We start from the raw sequence: 25,404 nt of genomic DNA on the forward strand, positions 1-25,404 counted from the left end.
GATCTCTTTCTGGCTCCGGATCGCACCACGGGCCTCAGAAATGCAATTGTCTTTCGGTACGTACTAAAACCCCCGACTGGTTCTCCCGCCCGCGGTTTGGTCACACTGCGATTTCTGGAGCCAGCCGCTTCTCCCCGGCGATGTTTCGCCACGTCCGTACTTGGTTAAATTGGACAAAAACCAGCAAGATAGGGAAAAGCAGCCTTTTTCGGGCGACTCGAGAGTCTCGCGCCTCGCGGACGCGGATGCGAAAACAGGCGGATGTAAAAACAGAAAGTCTAACGGAGGGGCGAGGCTCTTGTCAACAATAGCACATAGAGAACCCGCGACAAATAGCGGCTCCAGGATCACAGGACCAGGGAGCGCCACAGCGTCCTGCCCCCTAACATGGTGTTTCCAGGGTGCCACAAATGTAGGGCCGCACATGGCACTGTCGCCGGGATATTCATAGGATTGTCTCACACGCAAGGACCGCGCTGGGGAACTTTTCCCCCGCGTTGCGGCCTCAAATATCTGGGGCGAAGCCGCAACCACGTGGTTTATAGTTGCTTTTCTGAGAATTTGGATTAGGCTGAAGAAAGAGAATCGGCTGATGTGTCCGCCCGTTGCGGCGTTTTCGAGGAGGTTAGTCATGGCTCGTTTTTGGCGTTATGCGGCGCTTGTAGGGGCGTTCTTGCTGGGCTTATCCGCCACCTGGCTTTTGGGGGCTGACCCCGTGGCAAGGCAAAAAGATGCATCCGACCAGGCGAAAGCCGCGCCGGCGGTGGATCTGTTTGCCGCCATGGAACAAAAACTGGTGGATGTGAAAGTCATCGCCAAGGATTCCACCGAATGCAATATCGTGATACGCAACAAGAGCGACAAGCCCCTTAGTATTCGCATGCCTGAAACGTTTGCCGGTGTGCCCGTTCTTCCCCAATTCGCTGGCGGGTTGGGTGGAGACGTTTACGGCGGCAGGGGCGGTCGCGGTGGATACGGCGGCGGTTATGGCGGTGGTTACGGTGGCGGAGCTCAGGGCTTCGGCGGTGGGTTCGGCGGATATGGCGGCTACGGCGGTGGTTATGGTGGGTACGGCGGTGGTTTTCTAAGCGTGCCCCCCGAGAAGGTCGTGCAGGTGAAGGCCCCCATCGTTTGTCTGGACCACGGGAAACCCGACCCCAATCCCCGCATCCCCTACGAGCTCAAGCCGATCGAGTCCTACGCCAAGACCCCTGAGGTCAACGTCGTCTTGAAAATGCTGGCGGAAGGGAAAATCAATCAGCGGGTGGCACAAATTGCGGCCTGGCACTTCCAGAACGGGAAGAGCTTTGACGAACTCGCGCGGATGGAAATTCGCACGGCCATCGGCATGCGGCGTCCCTACTTCTCGCCGGCAGAACTTCAAGCCGCGCTCCAGGTGGTGGCCGAGGCCAACCGCATCGTTATGAACAGCCAGCGACAAACGCCGGGCTCTGTTTCGCCGGGCGAACTTGAAGCCAGCCGGCAATAGCCGGGGACAACGAGCCATCGTTCGCGGTGCGACAAACGCCGGGCAGCAAAGTTCAGTTGAATGATTTCAGTCCGGAGGCCAAATCAGGCCTCCGGTCTTTTGCGCACACTTAAATGGCCACCGCTGCTGCCAAGCTACCAGCGCAATCCTTGCGATCGCTCCAACGATTACGTCAACGGTCCTGCTTTGTTACAATCCACCGGTATTCTCCCGGGCCGGGCAAATCGACTTCCAGGCCACTCCACGCCTTTTGGGCGGAAATCACCAGCCGGTCCTTTCGCATCAAATCTTCCACAACCAACGATTCGCTTTCATCCACAGTAAACCACTCCGGGAACTGGTTGATCCGAGGATAATCGACGGGCAGATGGAAGAAATGTTTGTGTCTGGGCCGATCAAAGAGCAACCGTCCCGTCCAGGGGCGATCGACGGTCAGGCTGACATGCAGTTGCCCTTTTTGAAAAACGGCGCCCAACCGAATATCCTCCCGCCACGGTTCCGCCCGCAGACCCTGCGTTTTCCAGAAAGCATACATGAGGGCGGTTCGCGCTACATTGCCATCGCCGTGCCACCCTTCGATAATTCCGTCGGGCCGCTGGGGTTTCCACATGTCATGGATTTTTCGATCAATCCACTCCGCCGCTGACGGGATAGGCTCTCGATTGTAGAGGTTGATCGCACCTTCAAGAGAGTCGGCATATTCGTCAGCGGAACCCCAGTGATAATCCCCGACATCGTCTCGCAGATGGCTCAAAACGCGACGGACAGCCTCCCGATATTGAGGCGTTTTATCAATCAGATAGACGCTGTAAATTCCGTTGTAATTGTACCCCCAGGTGTCACAAATCCCGGAATCGTGCGTCCCCACCTGCGGTTGGATGACGTTGTACATCATACCGCGGGCGTCACATCCCACTTCAAGAATTCGGTCGCACATTTCATGAATCGGGGCCCGGTACGCGTCGGCCTTCTCGGGATGCGCAAAACTAACGGCCACGTAGAGCTCGCACAACCCAGAAACAATCTCGCACCCATGATCGCGAAGTCGCAAATCACGGAAATGCCGCGTGGGGTGATTCGATCCCAGCAGATAGTAATCCCCTAATCGTTCGGCCCATTCTAAATACCTTTTTTCTCCCGTGAGCCAGTAAAGACGCGAAAGCACCTGTAATTGCTCGCCGTTCACCTCCACGTTGTCAGACGGGATCGGCCCAAAGGGTGTTGATAACGGCGCATGCTTCCAAATGGCGTTTTCAATGGCGATCAACCTCTCCAACCACGGAGAAGGCCCCAGATACTCTGTGAGGGGGAGTAAGCCATCTTTCACATATTCCGAACCACCAAAGATGAGCGCCGCCAAATTGGGCTCAGATCGCACAAACCCCTGCTTTGAAAAAGACCAGGCATCGGGAATCGCGTCCAGGCGACTCGTCAAACGGGTTTCTGTTCGCAGCATCTCGAGCATGCGGCCTTCGAACAGAGGTTTATCCGTGACAAACGCCGTCAGCACAAGAAACGGATAATTGTCCGCGGCTGCATCCTCGGGATTCCAAATATCGCGGGAGGCGATCAGATTACGTGGTATGAGTCCCGTCTTGGGGTCAGCCTGGGCCAGCCAGCCTTCCATATACTTTCGGCACCGGAAAAACATTTCGTGGGCCTGTCGGCCATGACGAGCGGCCAGGCGAAAGGTCCGTTCGGGGTTGTCCGCAGCCAAATCTTCCGCTGGATTCACGGATTCCTGCCACAGGCGGGCAAATTCCGGGTAGGTCGCTGCGAAACCACCATCGACAGGCCCCGGAGGCGCGGCAGGAATCAGCGAAACCTTCATTGCCACGGAACTGCCATTCACGACTCCCTTTGCGTCACCGGCCACGACGGCGATTCGCGAGAAAAAGCCCTGTCGCGCACCGGTCCCCAAAAATCGCACTGTCACGGGAGGGCGCAGTTCTTTCGGAACGGGAAGATCCAGGGGACGAAATCCATCGTAACCGCCGTACTCCACCGGCTGGTCTTTCACTGCCCCCTGTTTGTCCTGCCATCGCACAAGAAAGGTCCTGCGATCGTTTTTCGCGCCGGCCGTGAGCCGAATGAGAACGTCTTGCCGCAATCTGTCAGGAGCGGTGATCGTCACCTCAATTTGATGGCGTCCTAGCCAGACATACCGAACGCCCGCGTAAACCTGCGTGGCATCTTCATCCTGAAGTGCCTGCTCGGCGATGAGTTTTTGTTCTCCTTCCCCCGGCGTTACCTGCTCGGCGGTCACGGTGTGCGCCGCAAAACAGAGGACAAAAAACGCCACGGGAACACAGCGGAAGGGCAATTTGGAGCGGACTTTTATCACGGGAACTTCCCTCTTTTGAGTATGGTGACCACTGACAGATGGCTCCGGCAATCCTTCGGATTCCGGCCACGACTTGCGCAGTTTTACAGACCGCATGTTTTACATCAAAAGGACGCATTTAATTGCCTGGGCAGCTAGTGAAAGCGCTTTTTGTGCTATTGCGCGGTCCGGAAAAAGCTCTAGGTCGGCGTCCCGAGGACTGTTATAATTCACACGGCGCGGAAGGCAACGGGGAACCCCGCCGATCATCGGAGGTTTCGTGAGGACGTCATGTTCGGACAGGGAGGTCCGAAACTACCGATCTTGTTCTTGCCGCTGGTGCGACGGACGGCCGCGCCGAGGTCTTTTTTGTGCTGCATTGCCACTCTGGGTCTTGGGGTGGGGATCCTCGTCTGTGCATCTTCTTCGGCGTTTGGCGAAACATTGGGACTGCGGATATCCTGGGGCGGTGGAGCGCCGCGCCGCTGGAGCGGCACAATCACGGTTTCCGAGGGGCAGATCGTTTCCAGGACCTTGCTTGGCACCGAAGTTGATGAGCCCGGCGCGCTCTTTCGAGAAGAAAATACCCTCGTCATCGCCCCCAGCCGTCCGCGGATTTATCAGGGGGTCGATGTGGTCGTCGATTCCCCCATCCAGGCCAACCTGCAGGTGGAACTGGCCGGTTCCGAACAGGCGCCGCAGCACTGGACGATTCCACTGAAAAATGTGCTCCGGAACCCTTATGAAACGCCGGTGGACGACCAGGGGAACCGGCTGTTTGTTGAGCGATCTCCCGGCGATGTCCTGACCCTCGAATCGGACCGACCGCACCTCATCTTTGAACCGGGGGAAACCTGGTCGTTCCGGGTCCGATTCCGCGGAAGCCCTTTCAATCCGGGAGAGCAGGTCACTTTGGAGGTCCGGGTTCAAAATGCCCGGGAACAGCAAACCCGCTGGAACCTTCTTGATCCCTTCAACTTGGGACGCAGTAACGCGCCCGGTCTTCCATCCGCCCGGTATGAGACCACGGCCGGTTCCAATGTGGCTGTGCCGGTTGAACTCGTGCTCCCGGAGGCAGAAGGGGTCTATGATGTTGTTTTGACCGCTGTCGGCAACACAGGGCTGCGCTTGGGGGACTCGGTCGTGCGTCCGCTGGGTTGGGGCGGCACCACGGTGCAGCGGCGAGTCCAGGTGGTTGTGCTCGCCAAGAAAAACGTCCCCAGTCTGGCCGAAGCTCGCTCGGAATTGCGGCTTTTGGGAGAGGCCGTGGACGCGGGAAATCCCACATTTTGGGAACGCCTGGGTCGCATGACACCGGCCCTCCCGCGATTGCACCTTCTATCCCGTGATGGACTGCTGGGCCGAGGCTGGCGTCGCCTGAGAGAAGGTCAGCAAGAACCGTACACGGAACTTCGACCCAGCGACTCGGGGGACGAGCCAAGCTGGGCCATCTATTCGCTGCCCGTTATGGAACCCGGCACACCCCATCTGCTGGAGATCGAGTGGCCTGCCGATCGAAAGCAGACGCTTCTTGTCTCGCTGATTGAACCAAATGCCATGGGGGCGATCTCCCCGCCACTTATGGACAGAGGAGTCACAAGCTCGGGTGAAGTGAGCCGCTGGGGGGAAAAGCTAGGCTGGCAGGTATACCGGACGGTATTCTGGCCAAAAACCCGGCAACCATTCCTGATGGTCGCTAATCCGGGAAACGAGCCGGCGATTTACGGGAAAATACGGGTTTATGGAGGATGGCGTCACCTACCGGAGGAATTCCCGCCGGCAGCATTCCCCACCGAGCGAATTCTGGCAGCGTATTTCCATCGACCGTTTTTGACAGCAGCGTTTGAGGCAAGCGACGCGCCGGGGCCGTTTCGAGAACGGGGCGTCGAAGACTGGGTCACATTCTTCGACGCCACCGTCCGGCTTTCCGAATATCTTCGCTTTGCGGGCTACAATGCAGTGGTGCTTACCGTGGCGGCTGATGGGTCCACGTTGTTTCCCAGCCCACGATGGCAACCTACTCCCCGCTACGACAACGGTTGTTTTCATCCCGACGGTGCGGATCCGGTCCGAAAGGACGTTGTGGAGCTCGTGTTACGCGTCGCAGACCGTGATGGATTCATGGTCATCCCGGCCATGGACTTTTCGACTCCCCTGCCGGATCTGGAGGCCACGATTCACCGGCGTGGCAACCAGGGCCGAAACCTTCGCTGGGTGGGTCCCGACGGTCGAACGCTCGACGAAACAACACAACCCTACCGGGGAATGCTTCCCTACTACAACATCCTTCACCGCGAGGTTCAGGAAACCATTCTGAATTTGATCCACGAGTTTGCCGATCGGTACGGGCAACATCCTTCCTTTGCCGGGCTGGGACTTCAAGTTTCAGCCTACGGATACATGCAACTTCCCGGTCCGCAATGGGGAATGGACGATGAAACGGTGGCCCGATTTTGCGAAGAGACTGGCATCACCATCGAGGCAACTGGGGAGGATCGATTCCAGAAGCGGGCCGAACTTCTTCTGGGACAGTATTTCCGGCAGTGGGTTCGCTGGCGGGCGCAGCGGCTGCAGAGCTTTTATACGCGGGTCAACCAGGAATTGACGGCGGTCCGCCCGGATGCCCGACTGTATTTGCTCGCCCCCACGCTTTTCGTGGGTGAAAGGTGGGAGAATCGTCTTCGGCCGACGCTCATGCAGCGGCAGGACCCGCTGGCCGTCTTTCAAGAAGTGGGTCTTGATCCGAGCGTCCTGGCCAGCGACCCGAGCATCACATTTCTCCGCGTATTCCGATTGGTGGAGCACGCCCCACTGGGGGTACGAGCGGCCGAATACGAGGTCGATCAACTGTTTCGGTCGTGGCAGGGGCTGACTTCACTGGCCACCGGGGGTGTCCTTTTCTACCAGGCCCCGCGTGAGATTCGTATCCCCAGTTTCGATGCAGCCGCCCCCTATTCCCCAGCTTTCACAGCCATCATGCATCAGCCCATTCCGTGGGGATACGAAAGTCTGCGACGCTATGCGCAAGCCCTGGCCGAGGGCGACCCCAGCTTCATTGCAGACGGCGGCTGGCGCGTTTCGATGGGTGATGAAGAGGCCCTTCGGGTCTGGCGGGCCACCTACCGGAGGCTCCCGGCCGCCGCTTTCCACGACGTGTCTTTCCCTGGAAACAGCAAATCCATTCAGCCACTCATCGTCCGCTCTGCCGTTCGCGGACAGGAAACCTATCTTTACATGCTCAATCAGGCCGGTTTTTCGATCAGGGCGACGCTACACTTTCGAACTCCGGCCAACACGCGGGTGGTGGAACTCAGCGGCATGCGTCCTCTTCCCACCATCAAAAAGGATACCGACGACATGTGGCGTTGGGAGGCTGATCTCGGCCCGTACGATTTGCTGGCGGTAAAGTTCACGTCGCCCCAGGTGTCTTTCTCAAAGGCCATGGTGTATTTCAATCCCGCTATCATCGATCGGCTGAAAGACCAGATCACGGAGTTGAGCGAGCGGGCGGCCACTTTGAGCACGCCACCACTCTACGAAGGTCTGGCAAATCCCGACTTTGAGCAAAAACCGGAGAAGGAGGGGGAAATTCCCCACTGGAAGATACAGGCTGGCTCCGACGCCACGGTGCGTCTCGACGACCAGGAGAAAAAGCAGGGCACCTACTCTTTGCATGTCGCGAGCCGTGGGGCACCTGTCACGATGATCAGCGATCCATTCGAAGCACCATCGACAGGACGTCTCACGGTAGGACTGTGGCTGAAAACACGGCCGGGAAATCCCCAGCCTCCATTGCGTGTCTTCCTGTTTGGAGAGCCAGCGCAGTTTCCGTTCGCCCGATACGCGGAAATCGGTGCTTCCGCGACCGGTCAGTCTGTTCCGACCGTGGGTGCAGAATGGACACCTGTCCTGGTTCAAGTGGCTGATTTGCCGCTGGGCAGAAAGGGTCCCCTCTACCTGAGACTCGATCTGGCCGGGCCAGGCGAGGTCTGGATCGACGATATTCAATTGTGCTCCCTGGCCTTCAGTAAGGCAGAACGGGTGGAGCTGTTCAAGCTCATCGCGCCCGCCCAGGCCAAGCTGGACAACGGAGAAATAGCGGACTGCCTCCGCATGCTGGAGAGCTACTGGCCACAGTATCTGATGGCGTTCGTCCCCCGCGCTGATCTTTCCGCTCAAATCAGCCGGGAAAACCAAGGTGCTCAGCCCACAGAAGCCGGATCAGTTCGCAATTCCGTCAAAACGCCCGACCGATCTGCATCACTTCTCGATCGGATCCGGGGTGTTCTGCCGTCGAAATGGCGGTTTTGAGAAAGGCGTTTCGGCAACAGGGGGAGAGTGTTTTTTCACGGCCTCACCGCCATCCCGTGTCTTGCGCGTTTTACCGCTTTGCCGCCCACGTCGCGAATCGCACTTGCCCCAGGTTGGTAAATTCTGTATTTGTTTGCCGCGGTGCCTAAAGGGTGGCCTTGGCGACCCTTCCACATTTCTCGAGATACTGTGATTCTCCGTTGATGCGCAGCAGACTGGGACTCATTAGCGCTGCGGTGTGTGCTAGCTTGGCGGGTCTCCTGTTAATCTGGAGCCCCGCAAAGGTTTTCTGCCAAACCTCCGCAGCCATCCCGGAGGCTCATTCCCCGAGCGTCGGGCCGGGCAGCGAAGATTTCGGGAAGCTGGACAACCGTGCGATTGGGGCTCAGCCCGCCGAGCAAGAACTGGTCGTCGAAGTCCGTGTGGTGGGCGCCAAGCACGTACCCCGTGAAAAATACTTGCCCGCCATCAAGACGAGAGCTGGTCGAGCCTTCGATCTTCAAACCCTCGAAGAGGATGTAAGACGGCTTTATCGGACGGGGCTGTTTGTTGACATCAAGACATACACACCGCAGGTACAGGGGGGCCGTCTGGTCATTTTTGAAGTCCTGGAGCGACCGCTTCTCCATTATGTGAAATACGTTGGTAATCGGGCGTTCAGCGAAAAACGTCTTGCCAAAGAGACCGGTCTTAAGGCCGGCGATCCCCTGGACACCTGGCAGGTGGATGAGGCCCAGCGCCGATTGGAGCAATTCTATCACGAAAAGGGATTCCCCCACGCCCGGGTCACAGTGATCGAAGGCAACAAAACGACCGATCGCGGGGCGATTTTCCTTATCAACGAGGGACGTCGGCAGCGTGTGGCGTGGACGCAATTCGTCGGCAACACGATTGCTTCTGACGCGCGATTGAGAACGCAGGTGCAGACCAAACCCGGCTGGTTCTGGTTCCTGGGGGGGCTTTTTGATCGAAAACAACTGGATGAGGACGTCGAGCGGATCACGGCCTACTACCGCAGCTTAGGATTCTTTCAGGCCCGTGTGGGACGCGATATCGAGGTCTATCCCGACCCCGTCAGTGATTCCCGCGAATGGGTCTACGTGACGTATGTCATCGACGAGGGGCCTCGCTACCGAATTCGCAATATTTCGTTTTTCGGCAATGAAAAGTTTTCTACCGGTGAACTCTCCAAAAATCTTGAATTAAAACCTGGAGATTACTTCGATCAAAATAAACTTCAAATGGATCTTAATCGGCTAAGAGATAAATACGGCTCTATCGGCCATGTATTTGCCGATGTGCAGGCGGATCCCCGTTTCCTGGAAGAGCCGGGACAACTCGACCTTGTTTATAAGATTGACGAAGGACATCCCTATAAAGTCGGAATGATCAATGTTCAAATTAGTGGGGAGGAGCCGCACACACGGGTAACGACAGTCCTCAATAGGATGTCTTTGGCCCCTGGCGATATTGCGGATATTCGCGAGATTCGAGCGAGCGAGCGGCGACTCAGGGCATCCCAGATCTTCGAGGTTGATCCCTCCCGGGGTGTTCAGCCTAAGATTGTATTCACGCCGCCCGAGTTGCCTTCGGTGCCGGAAAAAGGTGAAGGGCCACAAATTGCGGAAAGGCCCCAGCGACCGGCGCCACCGCGGGGAGACTCAGGGGAAAGGCCCGCGGATAACGACCAGCCCTCGTCGTCGAGCGTCATCCGTGGCCAATCGGAAGGTGGTTTGAGCTTTCCTGCACCTCCTCGCTGGTTGTGGCCTTCGCCCACGGGGGGATCGCGGCCTGCCTCCGGAGGAGACGTCGTGCCGGCTGTGGGGACACGCGTGTCCTCCGAACCGTCGCAGGTGGTCCCGGCCACGTATCAGGAGTCTCCGCAGACAACATCAGGCGTCATTCCGACCAGCGGAGCGACGGTTATTCCGAGTGGGCAACCAGTACAAAACTCGTTGCCGCAGCCATTACCGGGCGCAATTCAACCAGATACACCTGGAACAGCGGTAGCGACGGATGTTCTATCGGCTTTGGCGGCTCCTGCCAATGAGGTGCCCGCTCCGGCTACCCGCGTTGTGTTTCCCGATCGCCCGCTACCCGGCGATATGTCGGTGTTTTCCGACCGTCCTCCCGATGAAGAACCTCTCGAATTGCCGTTGCAACCGATGGTGGAAGAAGCCCGCACCGGGCGAATCATGTTCAGTGTGGGCGTGAACTCCGACGCTGGTGTGATGGGGAGTGCCATCATCGAAGAGCAGAATTTCGACTGGACCCGCTGGCCGCGGAGCTGGCGCGACATCATTGAGGGACGGGCATGGCGGGGAGCCGGTCAGCGGTTTCGGCTGGAAGCCGTTCCTGGCACTCAGGTGCATCGCTACATGATCAGTTTTTCCGATCCCTATTTTCTGGATCGCAACGTTACGTTCGGTCTGAGCGGATTCTACTATCGCCGGAACTACCGGGAATACACAGAAGAGCGGCTGGGGGGTCGCGTGGCCTTTGGTTATCAGTTCACGCACGATCTGTCGGGGACCATCGCCTATCGCGGCGCCGATATCAAAATCCTTGATCCGCTCGTGACGCCTTTCGGTATCCCCCCGACCATTGCGGATGCGATGGGAACAAACATCCTCCATGGATTTGAGGTGGCGCTCACCCACGACACTCGGGATAACGCGTTCCTACCCACTGAGGGTCACTTCTTCCAGGCATCGTTCGAGCAGGTGGTGGGAACACATGATTATCCGCGAGTGGAGCTCGACTACCGGCGCTACTTCGCGCTGTGGCAGAGACCGGACGGGTCGGGCCGCCACGTTCTGGGGCTGGCCGGACGGATCGGCATCACCGGAAGTGATACACCGGTGTATGACCACTACTTCGCCGGGGGAACCTCGAGCCTGCGCGGTTTTGACTATCGGGGAGCTTCGCCTCGGGAATTTGGCGTGGCGGTGGGTGGCCACTTTCTTATGCTGGCTTCGGCAGAGTACATGTTCCCCATCACGGCCGACGACATGGTGCGGGGCGTCATCTTCTGCGACACCGGGACGGTGGAGCCGAGCATCGACAACTGGACTGATCGGTACCGCGTGGCCGTCGGTTTCGGGTTGCGGGTTGTCATCCCGATGATGGGACCTGCCCCGATGGCCTTCGACTTTGGCTTCCCTGTGGTCGAAGAACCCGGCGACGACAATCGGGTGTTCAATTTCTTCATCGGCTTCTTGCGGTAAAAGCTGGTAACTTCTAAAGTAGCGCTTGCGGTCAGCGAACACCAGACTGGCTTTTTCCGCACAGGCAGAAACAAATGTCGCGAACGCTCGATCATCTTCAAATCGCCAACGTTGGTCCCATCCACGAAGCGAATGTCGCTTTCGGTGACCTGACCGTTTGCGTGGGTCCCCAGGCATCCGGGAAAAGCATCTGTCTGCAACTGCTTCGCCTGATTTTGGATACCGGATACATCCATACACAATTGCGCAAACATGGCATCGACTGGGGATCCGATGTAGACCGATTTCTCGACGTGTACCTCGGCCAGGGCATGTGCCAGATTTGGGACGCTGGGAAGAGCAGCCTCGTCGTTGATGGGAAGCCAATTAACATAGCGAATCTGGCAACCATCCGCAAACGCGATGCCTCGCCGCGCGTATTTTATATTCCGGCACAGCGAGTATTATCCCTGGCCAATGGCTGGCCACGGCCATTTCAATCCTTCTCTCCAGAGGATCCCTTTTCGCTGCGCGATTTTAGCGAAACTTTCCGTTTACTTCTAGAACAAGAATTTACAACCGAATTCCATCTGTTCCCGCGGCCGAATCGTTTAAAAAAAGAATATCGCGACCTCCTGACTCAACACCTGTTTGCTGGATTTGAGCTGTACGTGGATCGGTTTGGGGCAATGCGACGCCTCGTGTTGCGGAGAAACACCGAAGGGGCCGGCATTCCGTTTCTGGCCTGGTCTGCAGGGCAGCGGGAGTTCGTACCGCTACTCATGGGACTCTACTGGCTTATGCCGCCGAGCAAGATCAGCCGGCGCGAAAATCTCCTGTGGGTCATCATTGAAGAGCCTGAGATGGGTCTTCACCCTAACGCTGTTTCGGCCGTATTGCTCCTTTTATTAGAGTTGCTGAGGCGTGAATACCGCGTGTGTATTTCGACACATTCTCCGCACGTGCTTGAAGTGGTCTGGGCGCTTCGCATCATGCAAACTCACAATGCGACGGCCGATGATGTTCTAGAACTTTTTAGTGTCAGAAAGTCAGAACCGATGAGGCGCGTGGCAAGCACAGCGCTAAAAAAGGAACTTCGAGTGTTCTATTTCAAACGCAATGGTGATACGGTCGACATCACTAATCTAGATCCAGGGGCGCAGTCCAAGGAAGAGGCAGGCTGGGGTGGCCTCACAGAGTTTAGCGCTCACGTCAACGATCTGGTAGCGCGAGTGGTCCGGCAGTAGATAGTCTGGGCACCATACTGGTGGCCCATAGCACGTAAATGGCTTAGCCAAAGGAAAAGGTCACGTTTAAACCAAGGATCCCGAAAAGGCAAGCATACATGGGAAGGAAAACTACAACGGGGTTTTATTGGGCGGTGAGAAAAATCCCCGAATTACAAGAGGCGTTCCACAATGGCCTCCAAGCGCTTAAAAGATCGGAACGTCCATGTGTACTGGCACATGACCCCGCCCGATTAACTGGGAGTATCTGCCTGGACGCTGCATTAAGAAAACAATATCCCAGCGATCATCGGTGGGATTATGGTATTGGATACAATCATTTGCAGGACGGTGAGAAAGTGACATGGATAGAGTTTCATCCAGCCTCTTCACATCACGTGAAAGTTGTTATTGCAAAGTTGATTTGGCTTAAATCATGGCTTGAAACTAAAGCTCCCGGGCTTCGGGCCATGACCCGAGATTATTACTGGATTGCAACTGGTGGAGTTGCTATCAGTCCAAATTCACCGCAAGCAAAACAAATTGCTAAAGCTGGATTGCGTGGCCCTTGCAGACAATTGAAACTTGAATAAGAAAAAATCCCCGAATGGCTCCGGCTGCAATCCTGCAATGCACATAATTCCCAGCGACCTGAGTGACAGGAATTGGGATTCCCCTATGCGCAGGCCTATGACCAGCTACGTTGTCATTCCGGCGCGATTGGCTTCCACTCGACTTCCCCGCAAGATGCTGCTGGATGAAACCGGCAAGCCCCTCATCCAGCATACCTACGAGGCAGCGGCACGGGCAACCAAGCCGGCGGGAGTGTGCGTGGCCTGCGACCACGAGGAAATCCGGCAAGCGGTGGAGCGCTTTGGAGGGAAGGCCGTTTTGACCAGTCCCACCGCCCAGAGTGGGACGGACCGCGTGGCCGAGGTTGCCCGGTCAATGCCGGAAGTGGATATCTTCGTTAATGTGCAGGGGGACGAGCCGGAAATCCCCCCGGAAGCGATCGATCAGGTGGTCGAGCTTTTGGAACGCACCGCTGAGGCCGAGGTGGCGACGCTGGCTGCTCCTCTGCGAGAACGTGATCGGCTGGCAGATCCCGCCTGCGTCAAAGTGGTTTGCGACGGGCGGGGATTCGCCCTCTATTTCAGCCGCAGCATAATCCCCCATCCCCGCGAATGGGATGACTCTCTCCTCCAGGCCGATCCGCCGATCTTTTTGCAACATATCGGGGTGTATGCCTATCGCCGGGAGTATCTTTTGAAAATCCCATACCTTGCGCCGCCCCCCCTGGAGCGAGTCGAGAAGTTGGAACAGTTGCGTTTCCTCTACCACGGAGCGCGGATTGCTGTGGGCCTGATCCCCTCACCCACCTGTGGTATCGACACCCCCGAGGATTACCGCCGGTTTGTGGCAAATTACAGGGCGCGGTACAATCGGCGATAAAGGCGTTGCGGTGGGCCACGGCCGGCTTGCAAGTTGCCCTGCGGCGCGAATTTTTGCCCGCATCCCAGCGGTGATGCTGTTCTGACGACTTTCGGGTGCATCCGAAAAAATCCACAAAAGGTCCAGCCCTTTTTTGGGGTATTTCTTTATTTGATTTAGGTTTTGGTACAACATGGCCAAGCATATTTTTGTGACGGGTGGTGTCGTAAGCTCCCTTGGCAAAGGGCTGACGAGCGCTTCAATCGGCATGCTTTTGGAGCGCCGTGGCCTCTCCGTTCGGATGCAAAAAATGGATCCCTACATCAACGTGGATCCCGGCACCATGAGTCCCTACCAGCACGGGGAGGTCTACGTTCTGGATGACGGCAGCGAAACCGATCTGGACCTCGGTCACTACGAACGCTTCACCAACAGCCCGCTGACACGCGATAGCAATTACACAACCGGCAAGATTTATCTTTCCGTCATCACCAAGGAACGTCGGGGGGAGTACCTCGGCCAAACTGTGCAGGTGATTCCGCACATCACAAACGAAATCAAGCGAGCGATCACCAAGCTCGCGGCCCCCGATGTGGACGTGGTCATCACGGAGATCGGGGGAACCGTGGGTGATATCGAAAGCCTGCCGTTCCTGGAGGCGATTCGTCAGCTATCCCTGGACATCGGGCGGGAAAACTGCCTGTATATTCACCTGACTCTCGTTCCCTATCTTCGCGCCGCTGGCGAAATTAAGACCAAGCCCACCCAACATTCCGTGGGACAGCTCCGACAAATCGGTATCCAGCCGGACATTCTCATTTGCCGTACGGAAAAGCCCCTCACGCGGGATGCACGCGCTAAGGTAGCTCTGTTCTGCAACGTTCCCGTGGACTGTGTCATCGAAGAGCGGGACAAGGATTTTTCGATCTACGAGGTGCCCATCAGTCTCGTCGAGCATGGTTTGGACGAGCTGATCGTGCGGAAACTTGGGCTGAAAGCCGGTCCTCTCAATCTGGATAGCTGGTACGAGCTCCTCCATCGTATCCGAAACCCAAAGAGCGAAGTCTCCATCGCGGTGGTGGGCAAATACGTCGAGCATCGGGACGCGTATAAGTCTATCTATGAGGCGCTTGATCACGCGGGCATCGCCCATCAGGCACTTGTCCGCGTGGAACGGGTGCACAGCGAGAAGATCGAACAGGAGGGACCGGAACGGCTGCTGGCGGGGGTGGACGGAATTCTCGTGCCGGGCGGCTTCGGCGAGCGCGGCATCGAGGGAAAGGTAGAAGCCATCCGTTACGCCCGTGAGAAGAAAATTCCCTTTTTTGGCATTTGTTTAGGCATGCAATGCGCGGTGATTGAGTTTGCCCGACACGTGGCCGGCCTGGAGGGCGCCCATTCCACCGAATTCAACAAGGACACCCCGCATCCGGTCATTTGCCTGCTGGACGAACAGCGTCATATCACCGACAAAGGCGGCACGATGCGTTTGGGGGCCTATCCTGCGGTGCTCACTCCTGGCAGTAAGGCGGCTGAAGCGTACGGCACTCTGGAAATCAGCGAACGCCATCGGCACCGTTACGAGTTCAACAATGCCTACCGAAGTCGCCTCGCGGAGCTGGGTCTGCAAGTTTCGGGTACAAGTCCCGACGGCAAATTGGCGGAGATCGTGGAACTGGTCGGGCATCCGTGGTTTGTGGCTGTGCAATTCCATCCCGAGTTCAAATCCCAACCCACCCGTGCTCATCCGCTCTTCCGCGCATTTATCGAGGCAGCTCTCAAGGCCCGAGCGCAGCGCGTAAATCAGCCAACGGGTGAGGGCGTTTCCCCGATGGAGGTCAACGCCGAAACTCCCCACTGAACGTGGAGCTGACACTACTCTGAGGGTCCGTAGTTTCGGGTTGGCAAATCCAAGTCAACTCGAGAACACTGCGGGATGGTCGTGTATTCGGTCGAAAATTGAATCCAACCTCGGCCGGCTGCCCGACGGCGATTTTCTCGGTTGACGCTTTCGCGTCTTTTTGACTAATTTCTCTCGATTCTGATGGATCCCTCATCTGAAGGGTAAGAGCCAGGAAGGACGATCTCCGCACAAACGCGGCTAATTCAGGGACGAAGAGATGACCGCGGAAGGTTTATCTTCGAGTGTCGCACTGCCTTTGCGTATCTTGCATATTTTTGCGAGGCTGAATCATGGCGGTGCAGAAATCCGTACTCTCGAGCTAGTGCGATATCTTCGCACGCATCATCCAGAGCTTCCCTTGGAAACTCATTTTTGTTGTTTGTCGGGATTGCCGGGAACGCTGGACGAGGTGGCCCGGGGTTTGGGCTGTCAGGTGCATCTTTTGCCGCTCCGCAGTCCGGGCTTTATCGCCAGGTTTCTGAAACTTCTCCGCGATGGCCGTTACGATGTCGTCCACTCGCATGTTCATCATCCCTCGGGACTCATCACGCTCCTGGCAAAAACGGCCGGTGTTCCTTGCCGCGTGGTGCATTTTCGGAGTATTGACGACGGACGCCCGCCGGGGTTTGCCAGGCGAATGTTGGTTCGATTGTGGAAACATCTCATCGATCGGTCGGCCACCCATATCCTCGGAGTGAGCAGGTGCGCCCTCCAAGCCTCCTGGTGCCCTGATTGGACCGGCGACAACCGATGTCAGGTGATTTACAACGGCATTGATCTTGGGCGATTTCCCGACCTTATGGATCGAGTTGCCCGCGAAAGACTCTTCGAGCAGTTGCAACTGCCCTCTGACATGAGAGTTCTGGTCCACGTCGGCCGCGATACTCCCGCGAAGAACCACAAGCGACTTTTGTCAATTTTTTCCGAGTTAAAAAAATCACTGCCGCAAGCAGTTCTCCTATTGGTTGGCGATCTGGCACAGAACTCATCACTTTTAGGGGAAGTCCGACAACACGGCGTGGAAGGTTCGGTTCGATTTCTCGGACGTCGCGATGACGTGCCCTTCATTTTGGCTGCTGCGGATTTGATGGTGTTCCCATCTCTATGGGAGGGAATGCCGGGAGCGGTGCTGGAATCACTTGCCGTCGGCACGCCGGTGGTCGCCTCGGATATCCTGCCCCATCGGGAAATTGCCGAACAATTCCCAGGCTGTATCTGGCTGGTGCCGCTCGAGGAGTCTGACAAAACCTGGGCTGAACGGATTACGCAGGTTCCACAGCCTACTCCAGCAACCCGGCTGGCTGCGCGATCTGCGTTCCTTGCCGGGCCTTTTTCGCTGCAACGGGCAGCAGAGCAACTCCTGAACATCTGGTGCTCGGCCCGCGCCGATAAGAACCTTTTTCACGTGGAATTGGGCTCCCATGGGAAGACGACGGCGGAACAACGGAGGGCCGCATGAGCTTGGGAGATGTTGCGATTTTTTTGACGGCACTGATGGCGGCCTTCGCCGTCACAATGAGAGCGGTGGGGGATCGTTTTCATCTAGAAATTCCCGAATTGATCCACTTCTACGTGTACGTGCCAACATTTCTCCTGGCCTGCCTCACCTGGCTGACTCGGCCCCGATTTCTAAGAAGCTGGCCCTTTCTATTTGCCACGGCCATCCCAGTTGTGGGACTGTGCTACGGAGAATCGCCCAGTTTGGGGACGAACGCTGTTGTGGCGTTTTATCTTGTATCCGGCGTGGCCCTGGCAGCGTTAATCGCCGACCGCAACCGTTGGAGATGGGCTGCCCGCGTTTTCGTGCTGGTAAACGCGTTTCTGGTGTTTTTCATTTTTTGGCTGAATTATCAGGCCAGTAACGGCTCCCTCCGGCTGACGCTGATCAAATACGGTTACCTTCTTCTCAGCGACATGACGAAGTCAGCCAATCCAAATCAAGTGGGCGCCCAGTTCGCTTTTGCCAGCGTTGTGGGATTCGTGGTCTTTTTGCGGTCAGGCAGGCTCATCCTTCCTAGTCAGACAGCATCTGTTCTTCAGCCGGTCTCGCTGGTAGGAGATTTTTTGCTAAGCCGATCCGGAACCATCGCGCCACAGTGGTGGCGATTCGAACACCTACAACAAGATACCGTAGAACCCCACACTCCCAACCGGCGTTTTGAATTCGGTCGGGCGGATTGGGGAATCTTGGCAGGAACGATGGTTTGTGCGCTGGGTTGTGTCTTGACCGCCTCCCGTGGAGCCACGCTCGGACTGATTGTCGGTGCCAGTGCCGCGATTTTGGGAAGCCTCGGACTTCAGCCCATCCGTCGCGTCCGTGACTTTGTGGTCTTCGCCGTCCTCGCTTTTCTCGTGGGGACTCTTGTCGCAGCTACTCTCAACGTTAATCCACTGGAGCGTCTGTCGAATCGCATATTCGGAGGAGAAGGGGAGACGGTCGTCACTGCTGGCAGTCGCCTTCAGATTTGGGAGAACGCGTTCCGCGCCTGGCTGGCCGACCCCGTCCGCTTTCTCGTGGGAGCGGGAACAGGTGGGGCCGACGTCGCGTTGGGGAAATTTGACCCAGGTGCCAAATTTGACGACTATGGAACGATCAGAAGGAGCTGCCACAACATATTCATCGAATGGGCGCTCAGTTATGGCCTCGTGGGAATCTTGCCGGGCGTTATCCTCGCGCTCACCGTGTGGAGCCAGGCGGCGGCGTTGGATCGCCAAGAATTTGCCATGGATCGCCGGGCCCTGCTTCTCACAATTGCCACCTTAGGTATGACGGGGGTTGCCTACCGTTACCTGAGCTGGCCGATGATGGCCGGTCTCTCCCTCGCACTTTTAGAGTTCACATCGGGTACGCCAGTGGGAACGTTTCGCGCCCCAACAATGCAACCGCCACACTGGGTGCACGGGCCAGGTTGGCAGGTTCAAGTAAAGTTGCCCGAAAGTTATCAACCGATATCTCGGTGGCCGATATAGAAGAGCGGGTCCTGCACCAATCGTCCTTTCGATGTTCTCTGCCATGAAGATCCTCCATGTTGCCCCCCTTAGCTGGAAGAACCCCAATGGGGTTACTGAAGCCGTCACCAATCTGGCGCTGGCCCAGTCGCAATTTCCTCAAGTCCAGGTCGGACTGCTCGTGAGCAGCGTTGATCCCGGGCCCGTTCCTCAGTTGCCCCTGCCGGTGTTGCTACGCCGGGATATGGTTCATCTGGCCGGTTGGAGTTCTATATGGGAATGTGTCAGGTCCCGGCTGTTCGTGCCGGACCTTGTTGTGTTTCACAGCACGTTCGTGCCTTTTCATGCGTGGCTGGCGAGAGAGCTCCGGCGTCGCTTCGTACCTTATATTGTGTGTCCACATGGGGGAATGACACGCGAGGCACTGGCCCATAAGGCCTGGAAGAAGAGGCTCGGCCGACGCCTGTTCTTCGATGCCCTTGTCGCGGGTGCGAGCGCTATCCAGTATCTCTCGCAAGGCGAATATGAGCGGTCGGGCGACTGGGGACGTCCGGTCATTATCGCGGGAAATGGTGTCTGGCCTCCGCCCGAAGAAAAGCTGGCCACCCCGGGACGTCGTGACACACGCGAGTTTTTGTTCCTCGGTCGCCTGCAAATTGAGATTAAAGGGTTGGATGTTCTTCTCGAAGCTGCAGCAAGATGTCAAAGGGAACTTCGGCAAAGCCAGACGCGAGTGAGAATCGTCGGCCCAGGTTGTGCTCAATCGGAGACGTACCTGCGGGATGAGGTGGCCAGGCATTCCCTGGGGGATATTGTGCGTGTGGAGGGGCCGGTCCGAGGAGACGCAAAAGCCCAAGCCTACGCAACTGCCGATGTATTTCTCCATCCTTCCCGGACCGAGGGCCATCCGACGAGTATCCTGGAGGCGCTCTCCTACGGAGTGCCGGTCGTCGTAACGGTCCAGACCAATGTCCTGCACCAGGTGCTGGCCGCCGGAGCGGGCTGGGCTGCGACACATGACCCCGGTGACCTGGCAAGGACTCTCGTCCGCCTGGCGAGAGCCGCGCCGCAGACACTCGCTGCCGCAGGACGTGCAGCCCGGCAACTCGCTCTGCAACATTTCACATGGCCTCAGGCCGCCCAAAAAACGTTATCTAAGTACACACAGATTCTCCGCCTGGCGCGGGCCGCGTGATTGTCGGATGCCGCGCATCAGAAACTGGTCTTTCCTCATCGTACCCCCCACAAGTCACTGAACAGCTAATAAAACGACCGAGCCGGTTTGGCCGACTCGGTCGCGTTGCCCTCAGGAGCGACAGGGCTGCGTGAGGGGAAACTCCCTGTCGCTTTACAGCCACACTCGTGGCATTCCCTCTGCGGGAGGAACCTTAACGTTTAATGGCACGGCCCGTCCAGCGGCCTTGACATCAGTATGGTTCATACACGCCGGGCTGAGCGATTGGGTAATCGCCGTTGGCGTCCGGCTTCACCGGGGGTTCCTGGTCCCAGGAGGTGATCTCCGGAGCGATGACGGGACCCTTTTCCACAGCCTCGTCCCAACGGACAACTTTACCACTGTAGGTAGCCATGCGGCCGAGAACCGCTGTGAAGCTGCTCGTCGCGCCGAAGTACCCTTCGTTGTACTTCTCGTTCTTCACAATGGCGTTCAGGAAGTCAATGTGCTCCTGCACATAGGGGTTCGTGCCACCCCGACCACCAGCAGAGCACGGCGACACGCCCTTGGTGCCATGGGCCGCCTCAGCCACGATGTTCCAGCAGCCATTGATCTGGCGGCACTGACTGTACATCTTGACGCCATTGGGATAGGTGAATTCCACAAAGTGGTGGTCATAAATCTGACCAACACCCCGATTCTCACCCCGATATCGCATCTCGCACCCACCCATACCGTTTGCCTCGATTGGGTGGACCGGGTTGGTCAGATCATCACTCATCACCCAGTTGCACACGTCGAGGTTATGGACATGCTGCTCGACAATGTTATCGCCGCTGAGCCATGTGAAATGATACCAGTTGTACACCTGGTACTGGAGCTCGTTCTGGCCGGGCTGACGGCGACGAATCCAGATCGCACCACCGTTCCAGTATGCCCGGAGGAACATGATCTCACCGATTTTGCCCTCTTTGATTGCGCCAATTTCCTCGATGTAGCTGGCCTGATGGTGCCGCTGAAGCCCGACGCCGACCTTCAATCCTTTCTCATCGGCCAGCTTGTTCGCGGCCATCACCTTGCGGAAGCCCGGAGCATCAACGCACACCGGCTTTTCCATGAAGACGTGCTTGCCGGCTTTGATGGCGTACTCGTACTGGAACGGCCGGAAGCCCGGTGGAGACGCATTGATCATGATGTCGACGCCACAATCGATGGCTTTTTTGTAGGCATCCAGTCCCACGAACACACGGTCGTCCGGCAAATCCACGATATCTTTACCGAACTCTTTGCGAAGGTTTTCAGCGGTATTGCGGGCACGATCTTCGAAGGCATCGGCCACCGCAACCACCTGTACCTTGATTCCCGTTTTCTGAGAAGCTTGGATGTGATCGCGAACAGCGCCATTACCCCGGCCGCCGCAGCCCACCAAGCAGACTTTGAGGACATCACTGCCCGCCGCGTGGACGGAACGTGCGAGATTGAGCGACCCCATCAGTGCCGCACCGCCCACCACGGCCGAGGTTTCCAGGAAGCTTCGTCGAGATGTTTTCAGCACATCACTCATGGCGCGCACTCCTTACAAAGGGTTCAACACTGGACTTAACCGGCAAAGCGTTGGGTTGTCTCTGTCCCAATGCTGATAAAAACCGGAAAACTCGCCTTCCAAGTTAATCCCGAGGAATTGCCAACGCAAGGGCCCACAACCAACTCGGCGCAAAACCCTCACTGCTTACCGCCCTGGGCCTTCCGATAATTCCGCAGGATTTCGGGATCGGGTTCGTAGAGCTTGGCTTCCTCTTCGGTCGGCAATCGCAGCGGGCGAACAACGCGGAACCCCACAAAAGGCGCATCTGTGAGATACCAGATGCTTTGCGGGATTTGCGGGTCCTGCATTTTCCAGTCCGGATGAGAAGCACGCCGGGCGGCACTGCGGAGCATCTCGGGATCATCCATCCAGGAGCCGCCCCGCACCACCACCGGGAACTCCTTGGTAACCGGAACAATGGGATTCTTCACGGTCTTGCCCGCGAATTTTTGATAAGCATCGGGCACATACTGATCGAGCACCCACTCCGCGACATTGCCGTGCATGTCATAAAGCCCCCACGGATTCGGCTTCTTTTCTCCGACTTTGTGATATTTGTCGTCACTGTTGTCGAAATACCAGGCGTAATCATCCAGATTCGCGGGATCATTTCCAAACGAATAAGCCGTCGTGGTTCCCGCCCGGCAGGCATATTCCCATTCAGCTTCAGTTGGCAGCCGGTAATAACGGCCCGTTTTCGCACAGAGCCACTTGCAGAAGTGCTGGGCGGCGTAGAGCGTCATGCACACGGCAGGCCGATCTTTTTTACCCATGCCGAAAGACATATCGGTATAAGGCGGAGTGGGGCGAGCAATCGCGTCGGCGATTTCATCCCACTTGGTAGCAGGCTCTTTCGTCTGCTCCCGACGCCGCTTATCCAGCTCGAAAGACCATGTCTCGTAAGCGTCCCAGAGCGTCTCGTACTTCGCCATCCAGAAAGGTTCAATTTCCACCTCGTGCTGCGGCCCCTCGTCGGGTTTTCGGCCGGGTTCATTCTCCGGGCTTCCCATCAGGAACTTTCCACCCGGGATCGGTACCATATCGAATTTGATATCTGTGCCCACAATCACTTCCGTGTAAGGCTTCATCTCCGCCTCGGTTTTCGCATCCGCATTGGGCACAGGATATGGTTCGGGCAGCCATTTGATGACCAGGTCTTCAGCCGGGTTGACTTTTTGTCCGGTTCCTTCCTCAGCCCAAAGGGATGTCATCCCCCATCCCAGCACCACTGTTCCCACACCAACCCATAACCAGGAGCGCATTTGGGTGTCCCTCATCTAACAGCACCTCGTGACCAACTGAACCGAACCTGACCGATATCCAACCCTGCACCGCGCCATTCCAGGGGGCAGTGCAGTTCCTCGATGCCTATCGACATTGCTACGCACAGGGTGAGACTGATGATCGGACGGGCCAAATGACTTTCCGGCTTATGGTCCAGGATGGATCTGGTCATGTGCCCGCCCGCATTCCTCGTCTGACCTGGCTCATGGGAAATTCGTTCGAGCCGAACCTTGGAGGGTTCCCATCCGTCGTCGATAATAACCCGTATTGTAAACCGCTGCCAACCCCCCTGCAAACGGTTTGGAATATCTGGCGCCGGAACGCACGGGTCAAACAGCGTCAATCACGACAATCATTGGAAAATTGATATGCGTGGCTTTTCTTTCCTCACCGGGACCACTTTGAAGAAGCGTTGTCAACACGCGGTGTTCGACAGCAGATTACTGCCAGCCGCGTTTGTCATTGTGCCGATAATGTGCTGCCTGCCAGGTCCGATCGCCGGTGCTGAGCCTTCACGCCCATCCCCATCCGAGACGTCAACCGCGCCCGAGCACCCGGCTAGCCAGCAACTGACGCTTACCCCCTCTGCGAGCCGTCCTCCGGTGCGATGGCTCCGTGAAGCCGAGGAGATGGCTGCTCCCCTGCGAATCATTTGCTACCATCCCGACGGCGTGGTTGCCGACCGGGCAATGGCCCGGGCGATCGCTCGCATCCACCAGCTCAACGCGATTTTCAGCGACTATGACCCAACCAGTGAGGTCCGCCGCCTTTGTGAGACGGCAGGAACGGGGAAAAAGGTGCAGGTCAGCGACGATTTGTGGCAGCTCCTCACGTTCAGCCTCAAGATCTCTGAGCAAACCGCAGGGGCGTTTGATGTCACAATCGGCCCGATTGTGCGACTGTGGCGAAGGGCCCGCATGTCCCGCGAGATGCCCCCCGCCTATCGCTTTGACGAAGCACGTCAGGCAGTGGGGTATCAGTTTGTGCGACTCTATCCCGAAGATCGGGCTGTGGAGCTCCTGCGGCCGGGAATGCGACTGGATTTCGGTGCTGTTGCGAAGGGCTATGCCATTGATGCAGCCCTTAAGGTCATGCGGCAGGAAGGTGTGCCTTCAGCATTGATCGATCTGGGAGGCGACCTCGGGCTGGGCGAGTCTCCACCCGATCGCGGCCATTGGAGTGTTGCCGTGGCAGCCATGAAGCCGGGAGAGCCGCCAAGTTACTTTGTGCGGCGGGCACGGTGTGGCATAGCGACGTCGGGCGATCGTTACCGCTTTGTGGTCATTGGCGGGAAACGCTACTCGCACATCGTCGATCCACGAACTGGCGTAGGCCTGACCGACCAAAGCGAGGTGACGGTAATTGCCCCAAATGCGACCCTGGCCGATGCTTTGGCCACGGCGGTCAGTGTTCTTGGACCGGAAAGAGGGCTGGCCTGGGTGGATACTTTTCCGGATGCGGCCGCCCTTTATCTGCGGCTTGTGGGAGATCACACCGAAGTCCATACGTCGAAACAGTGGAAGGAGTTGAGTGGGGAAACACCGGATGCCCAGCCGTGATCACACCTCAGAAGTCCTGAGCTCTGCTTCCCTCAGCAAAACCGCGGCCCGGTTGTGCGTGGTGGGAGCGGTCATTCTCTGGAGCACTAGCGGCTTCTTCACCAAATCCCACTTTTTTGATAACTGGCCAATAGAATGGCGCGGCGCCATGTTCGGATTCTGGCGAACGCTGGCCGCTGCAATCGTTTTGTTACCGCTGGTTCGTGGCGTTCGTTTTCGGCCGATGCTTGTTCCTATGGTCATATCATTTGCCGGAATGAACATCACCTTCCTGACGGCGATGGTCCTCAGCACGGCGGCGAACGCCATTTGGCTGGAAAGTACGGCCCCCTTTTGGGTACTTCTTTCATGCCTTTTTCTGTTCCGCGAGCCACTTCAAAAAAGAGATTTCCTGCCGTTCCTGGCCGCGTTTGCCGGGGTGGCCCTGATTCTGACCTTCGAGCTCACCCGTACGGAAAAACTTTCCCAACTGGGCGTCATCGCGGGATTGCTCTCCGGAATTTGCTACGGTGGCGTGATTGTGACACTTCGGCAACTTCGTGAAGAAAACTCGGCCTGGCTTGTGGCCCTTAATCACGCGGCCTCGGCAGTCGTACTGGCTCCGCTTGTGCTGCTTCTCGGCTACTGGCCCACCCCCTTTCAACTGGCCTGGCTTGTCACCTTTGGCGTCGTCCAGATGGCCATCCCCTATCTTCTCCTCACGACGGGGCTCAAAGTAATTCCCAGTCACGAAGTTGCGCTCATTGGACTTCTGGAGCCGATCCTCAATCCTATTTGGGCGTATCTTGTTTGGGGCGAACGCCCGGCCTGGTGGACTCTGGCAGGCGGAACCTGCATCTTGCTGGGATTGTTTCTCCGATATGTCGCCGGCGGCAACAACACCACGTCCCATTAAGAACCGCCAACCAGCTCTCGAGTGGCAAAAAGATCCCGTTGGCCGGGCCTACCGGAGTTGGACTGCCCC

16 protein-coding genes are annotated in these 25,404 nt (G+C 57.3%); 12 read left to right on the top strand and 4 right to left on the bottom strand.

The genetic code is table 11. From position 1 onward, the window contains the following. The first annotated feature begins 631 nt into the window (after positions 1-631). Positions 632-1,489 (top strand): hypothetical protein, encoded by an 858-nt coding sequence (locus THTE_RS18285; protein WP_207651702.1) that lies wholly within the window; start codon positions 632-634, stop codon positions 1,487-1,489. Positions 1,490-1,661: 172 nt separating this feature from the next. Here THTE_RS18285 and THTE_RS11890 read toward each other — a convergent pair whose 3' ends face one another. After that, a complete protein-coding gene (locus THTE_RS11890) occupies positions 1,662-3,833 on the bottom strand; it encodes a hypothetical protein (RefSeq protein ID WP_095415643.1) in 2,172 nt (723 codons plus the stop codon). Positions 3,834-4,103: 270 nt separating this feature from the next. Here THTE_RS11890 and THTE_RS11895 point away from each other — a divergent pair, with 270 nt between their 5' ends. The 9 genes from THTE_RS11895 (at position 4,104) to THTE_RS11930 (ending at position 20,033) form a co-directional block, all read left to right on the top strand. Continuing rightward, on the top strand, positions 4,104-8,123 hold the full coding sequence (locus THTE_RS11895; RefSeq protein ID WP_095415644.1) for a family 10 glycosylhydrolase: 4,020 nt from the start codon (positions 4,104-4,106) through the stop codon (positions 8,121-8,123). A 203-nt stretch (positions 8,124-8,326) separates the two neighbouring features. Next, positions 8,327-11,350, top strand: a complete 3,024-nt coding sequence (locus THTE_RS11900; RefSeq protein ID WP_095415645.1) for a POTRA domain-containing protein — start codon at positions 8,327-8,329, stop codon at positions 11,348-11,350. A gap of 74 nt (positions 11,351-11,424) precedes the next feature. Continuing rightward, a complete protein-coding gene (locus THTE_RS11905) occupies positions 11,425-12,576 on the top strand; it encodes an AAA family ATPase (protein ID WP_095415646.1) in 1,152 nt (383 codons plus the stop codon). Positions 12,577-12,674: 98 nt separating this feature from the next. Continuing rightward, positions 12,675-13,148 (top strand): hypothetical protein, encoded by a 474-nt coding sequence (locus THTE_RS18010; RefSeq protein WP_157732048.1) that lies wholly within the window; start codon positions 12,675-12,677, stop codon positions 13,146-13,148. 85 nt (positions 13,149-13,233) lie between these two features. Beyond that, positions 13,234-14,007 (top strand): 3-deoxy-manno-octulosonate cytidylyltransferase, encoded by a 774-nt coding sequence (gene kdsB / locus THTE_RS11910; RefSeq protein WP_207651703.1) that lies wholly within the window; start codon positions 13,234-13,236, stop codon positions 14,005-14,007. Between the two features lie 172 nt (positions 14,008-14,179). Then, entirely contained in the window at positions 14,180-15,847 is a 1,668-nt protein-coding gene (locus THTE_RS11915) for a CTP synthase (RefSeq protein ID WP_095415648.1), read from the top strand. Between the two features lie 259 nt (positions 15,848-16,106). Beyond that, positions 16,107-17,348: a glycosyltransferase gene (locus THTE_RS11920; RefSeq protein ID WP_095415649.1), complete on the top strand. Its 1,242-nt coding sequence runs from the start codon at positions 16,107-16,109 to the stop codon at positions 17,346-17,348. Next, on the top strand, positions 17,345-18,859 hold the full coding sequence (locus THTE_RS11925) for an O-antigen ligase family protein (protein ID WP_095415650.1): 1,515 nt from the start codon (positions 17,345-17,347) through the stop codon (positions 18,857-18,859). The genes THTE_RS11920 and THTE_RS11925 overlap by 4 nt, the downstream gene beginning before the upstream one ends. Positions 18,860-18,902: 43 nt before the next feature. Then, positions 18,903-20,033: a glycosyltransferase gene (locus tag THTE_RS11930; protein ID WP_157732049.1), complete on the top strand. Its 1,131-nt coding sequence runs from the start codon at positions 18,903-18,905 to the stop codon at positions 20,031-20,033. Between the two features lie 232 nt (positions 20,034-20,265). Here THTE_RS11930 and THTE_RS11935 read toward each other — a convergent pair whose 3' ends face one another. The 3 genes from THTE_RS11935 to THTE_RS18015 all read right to left on the bottom strand — a co-directional run bounded on the left by THTE_RS11935 (position 20,266) and on the right by THTE_RS18015 (position 23,053). Next, a complete protein-coding gene (locus tag THTE_RS11935) occupies positions 20,266-21,576 on the bottom strand; it encodes a Gfo/Idh/MocA family oxidoreductase (protein ID WP_095415652.1) in 1,311 nt (436 codons plus the stop codon). Positions 21,577-21,734: 158 nt separating this feature from the next. Further along, positions 21,735-22,859, bottom strand: a complete 1,125-nt coding sequence (locus tag THTE_RS11940; RefSeq protein WP_237260130.1) for a formylglycine-generating enzyme family protein — start codon at positions 22,857-22,859, stop codon at positions 21,735-21,737. Positions 22,860-22,870: 11 nt separating this feature from the next. Next, on the bottom strand, positions 22,871-23,053 hold the full coding sequence (locus THTE_RS18015) for a hypothetical protein (protein WP_157732050.1): 183 nt from the start codon (positions 23,051-23,053) through the stop codon (positions 22,871-22,873). A 430-nt stretch (positions 23,054-23,483) separates the two neighbouring features. Here THTE_RS18015 and THTE_RS11950 point away from each other — a divergent pair, with 430 nt between their 5' ends. After that, the gene (locus tag THTE_RS11950; protein WP_157732051.1) at positions 23,484-24,440 is read left to right on the top strand and encodes an FAD:protein FMN transferase; all 957 of its coding nucleotides are present in this window, start codon (positions 23,484-23,486) and stop codon (positions 24,438-24,440) included. Further along, positions 24,427-25,335: a DMT family transporter gene (locus THTE_RS11955; protein ID WP_095415655.1), complete on the top strand. Its 909-nt coding sequence runs from the start codon at positions 24,427-24,429 to the stop codon at positions 25,333-25,335. Before THTE_RS11950 ends, THTE_RS11955 begins: the two co-directional genes overlap by 14 nt. Positions 25,336-25,404: the final 69 nt, after the last annotated feature.

This window comes from Thermogutta terrifontis (genome assembly GCF_002277955.1).
Taxonomy (GTDB): domain Bacteria; phylum Planctomycetota; class Planctomycetia; order Pirellulales; family Thermoguttaceae; genus Thermogutta; species Thermogutta terrifontis.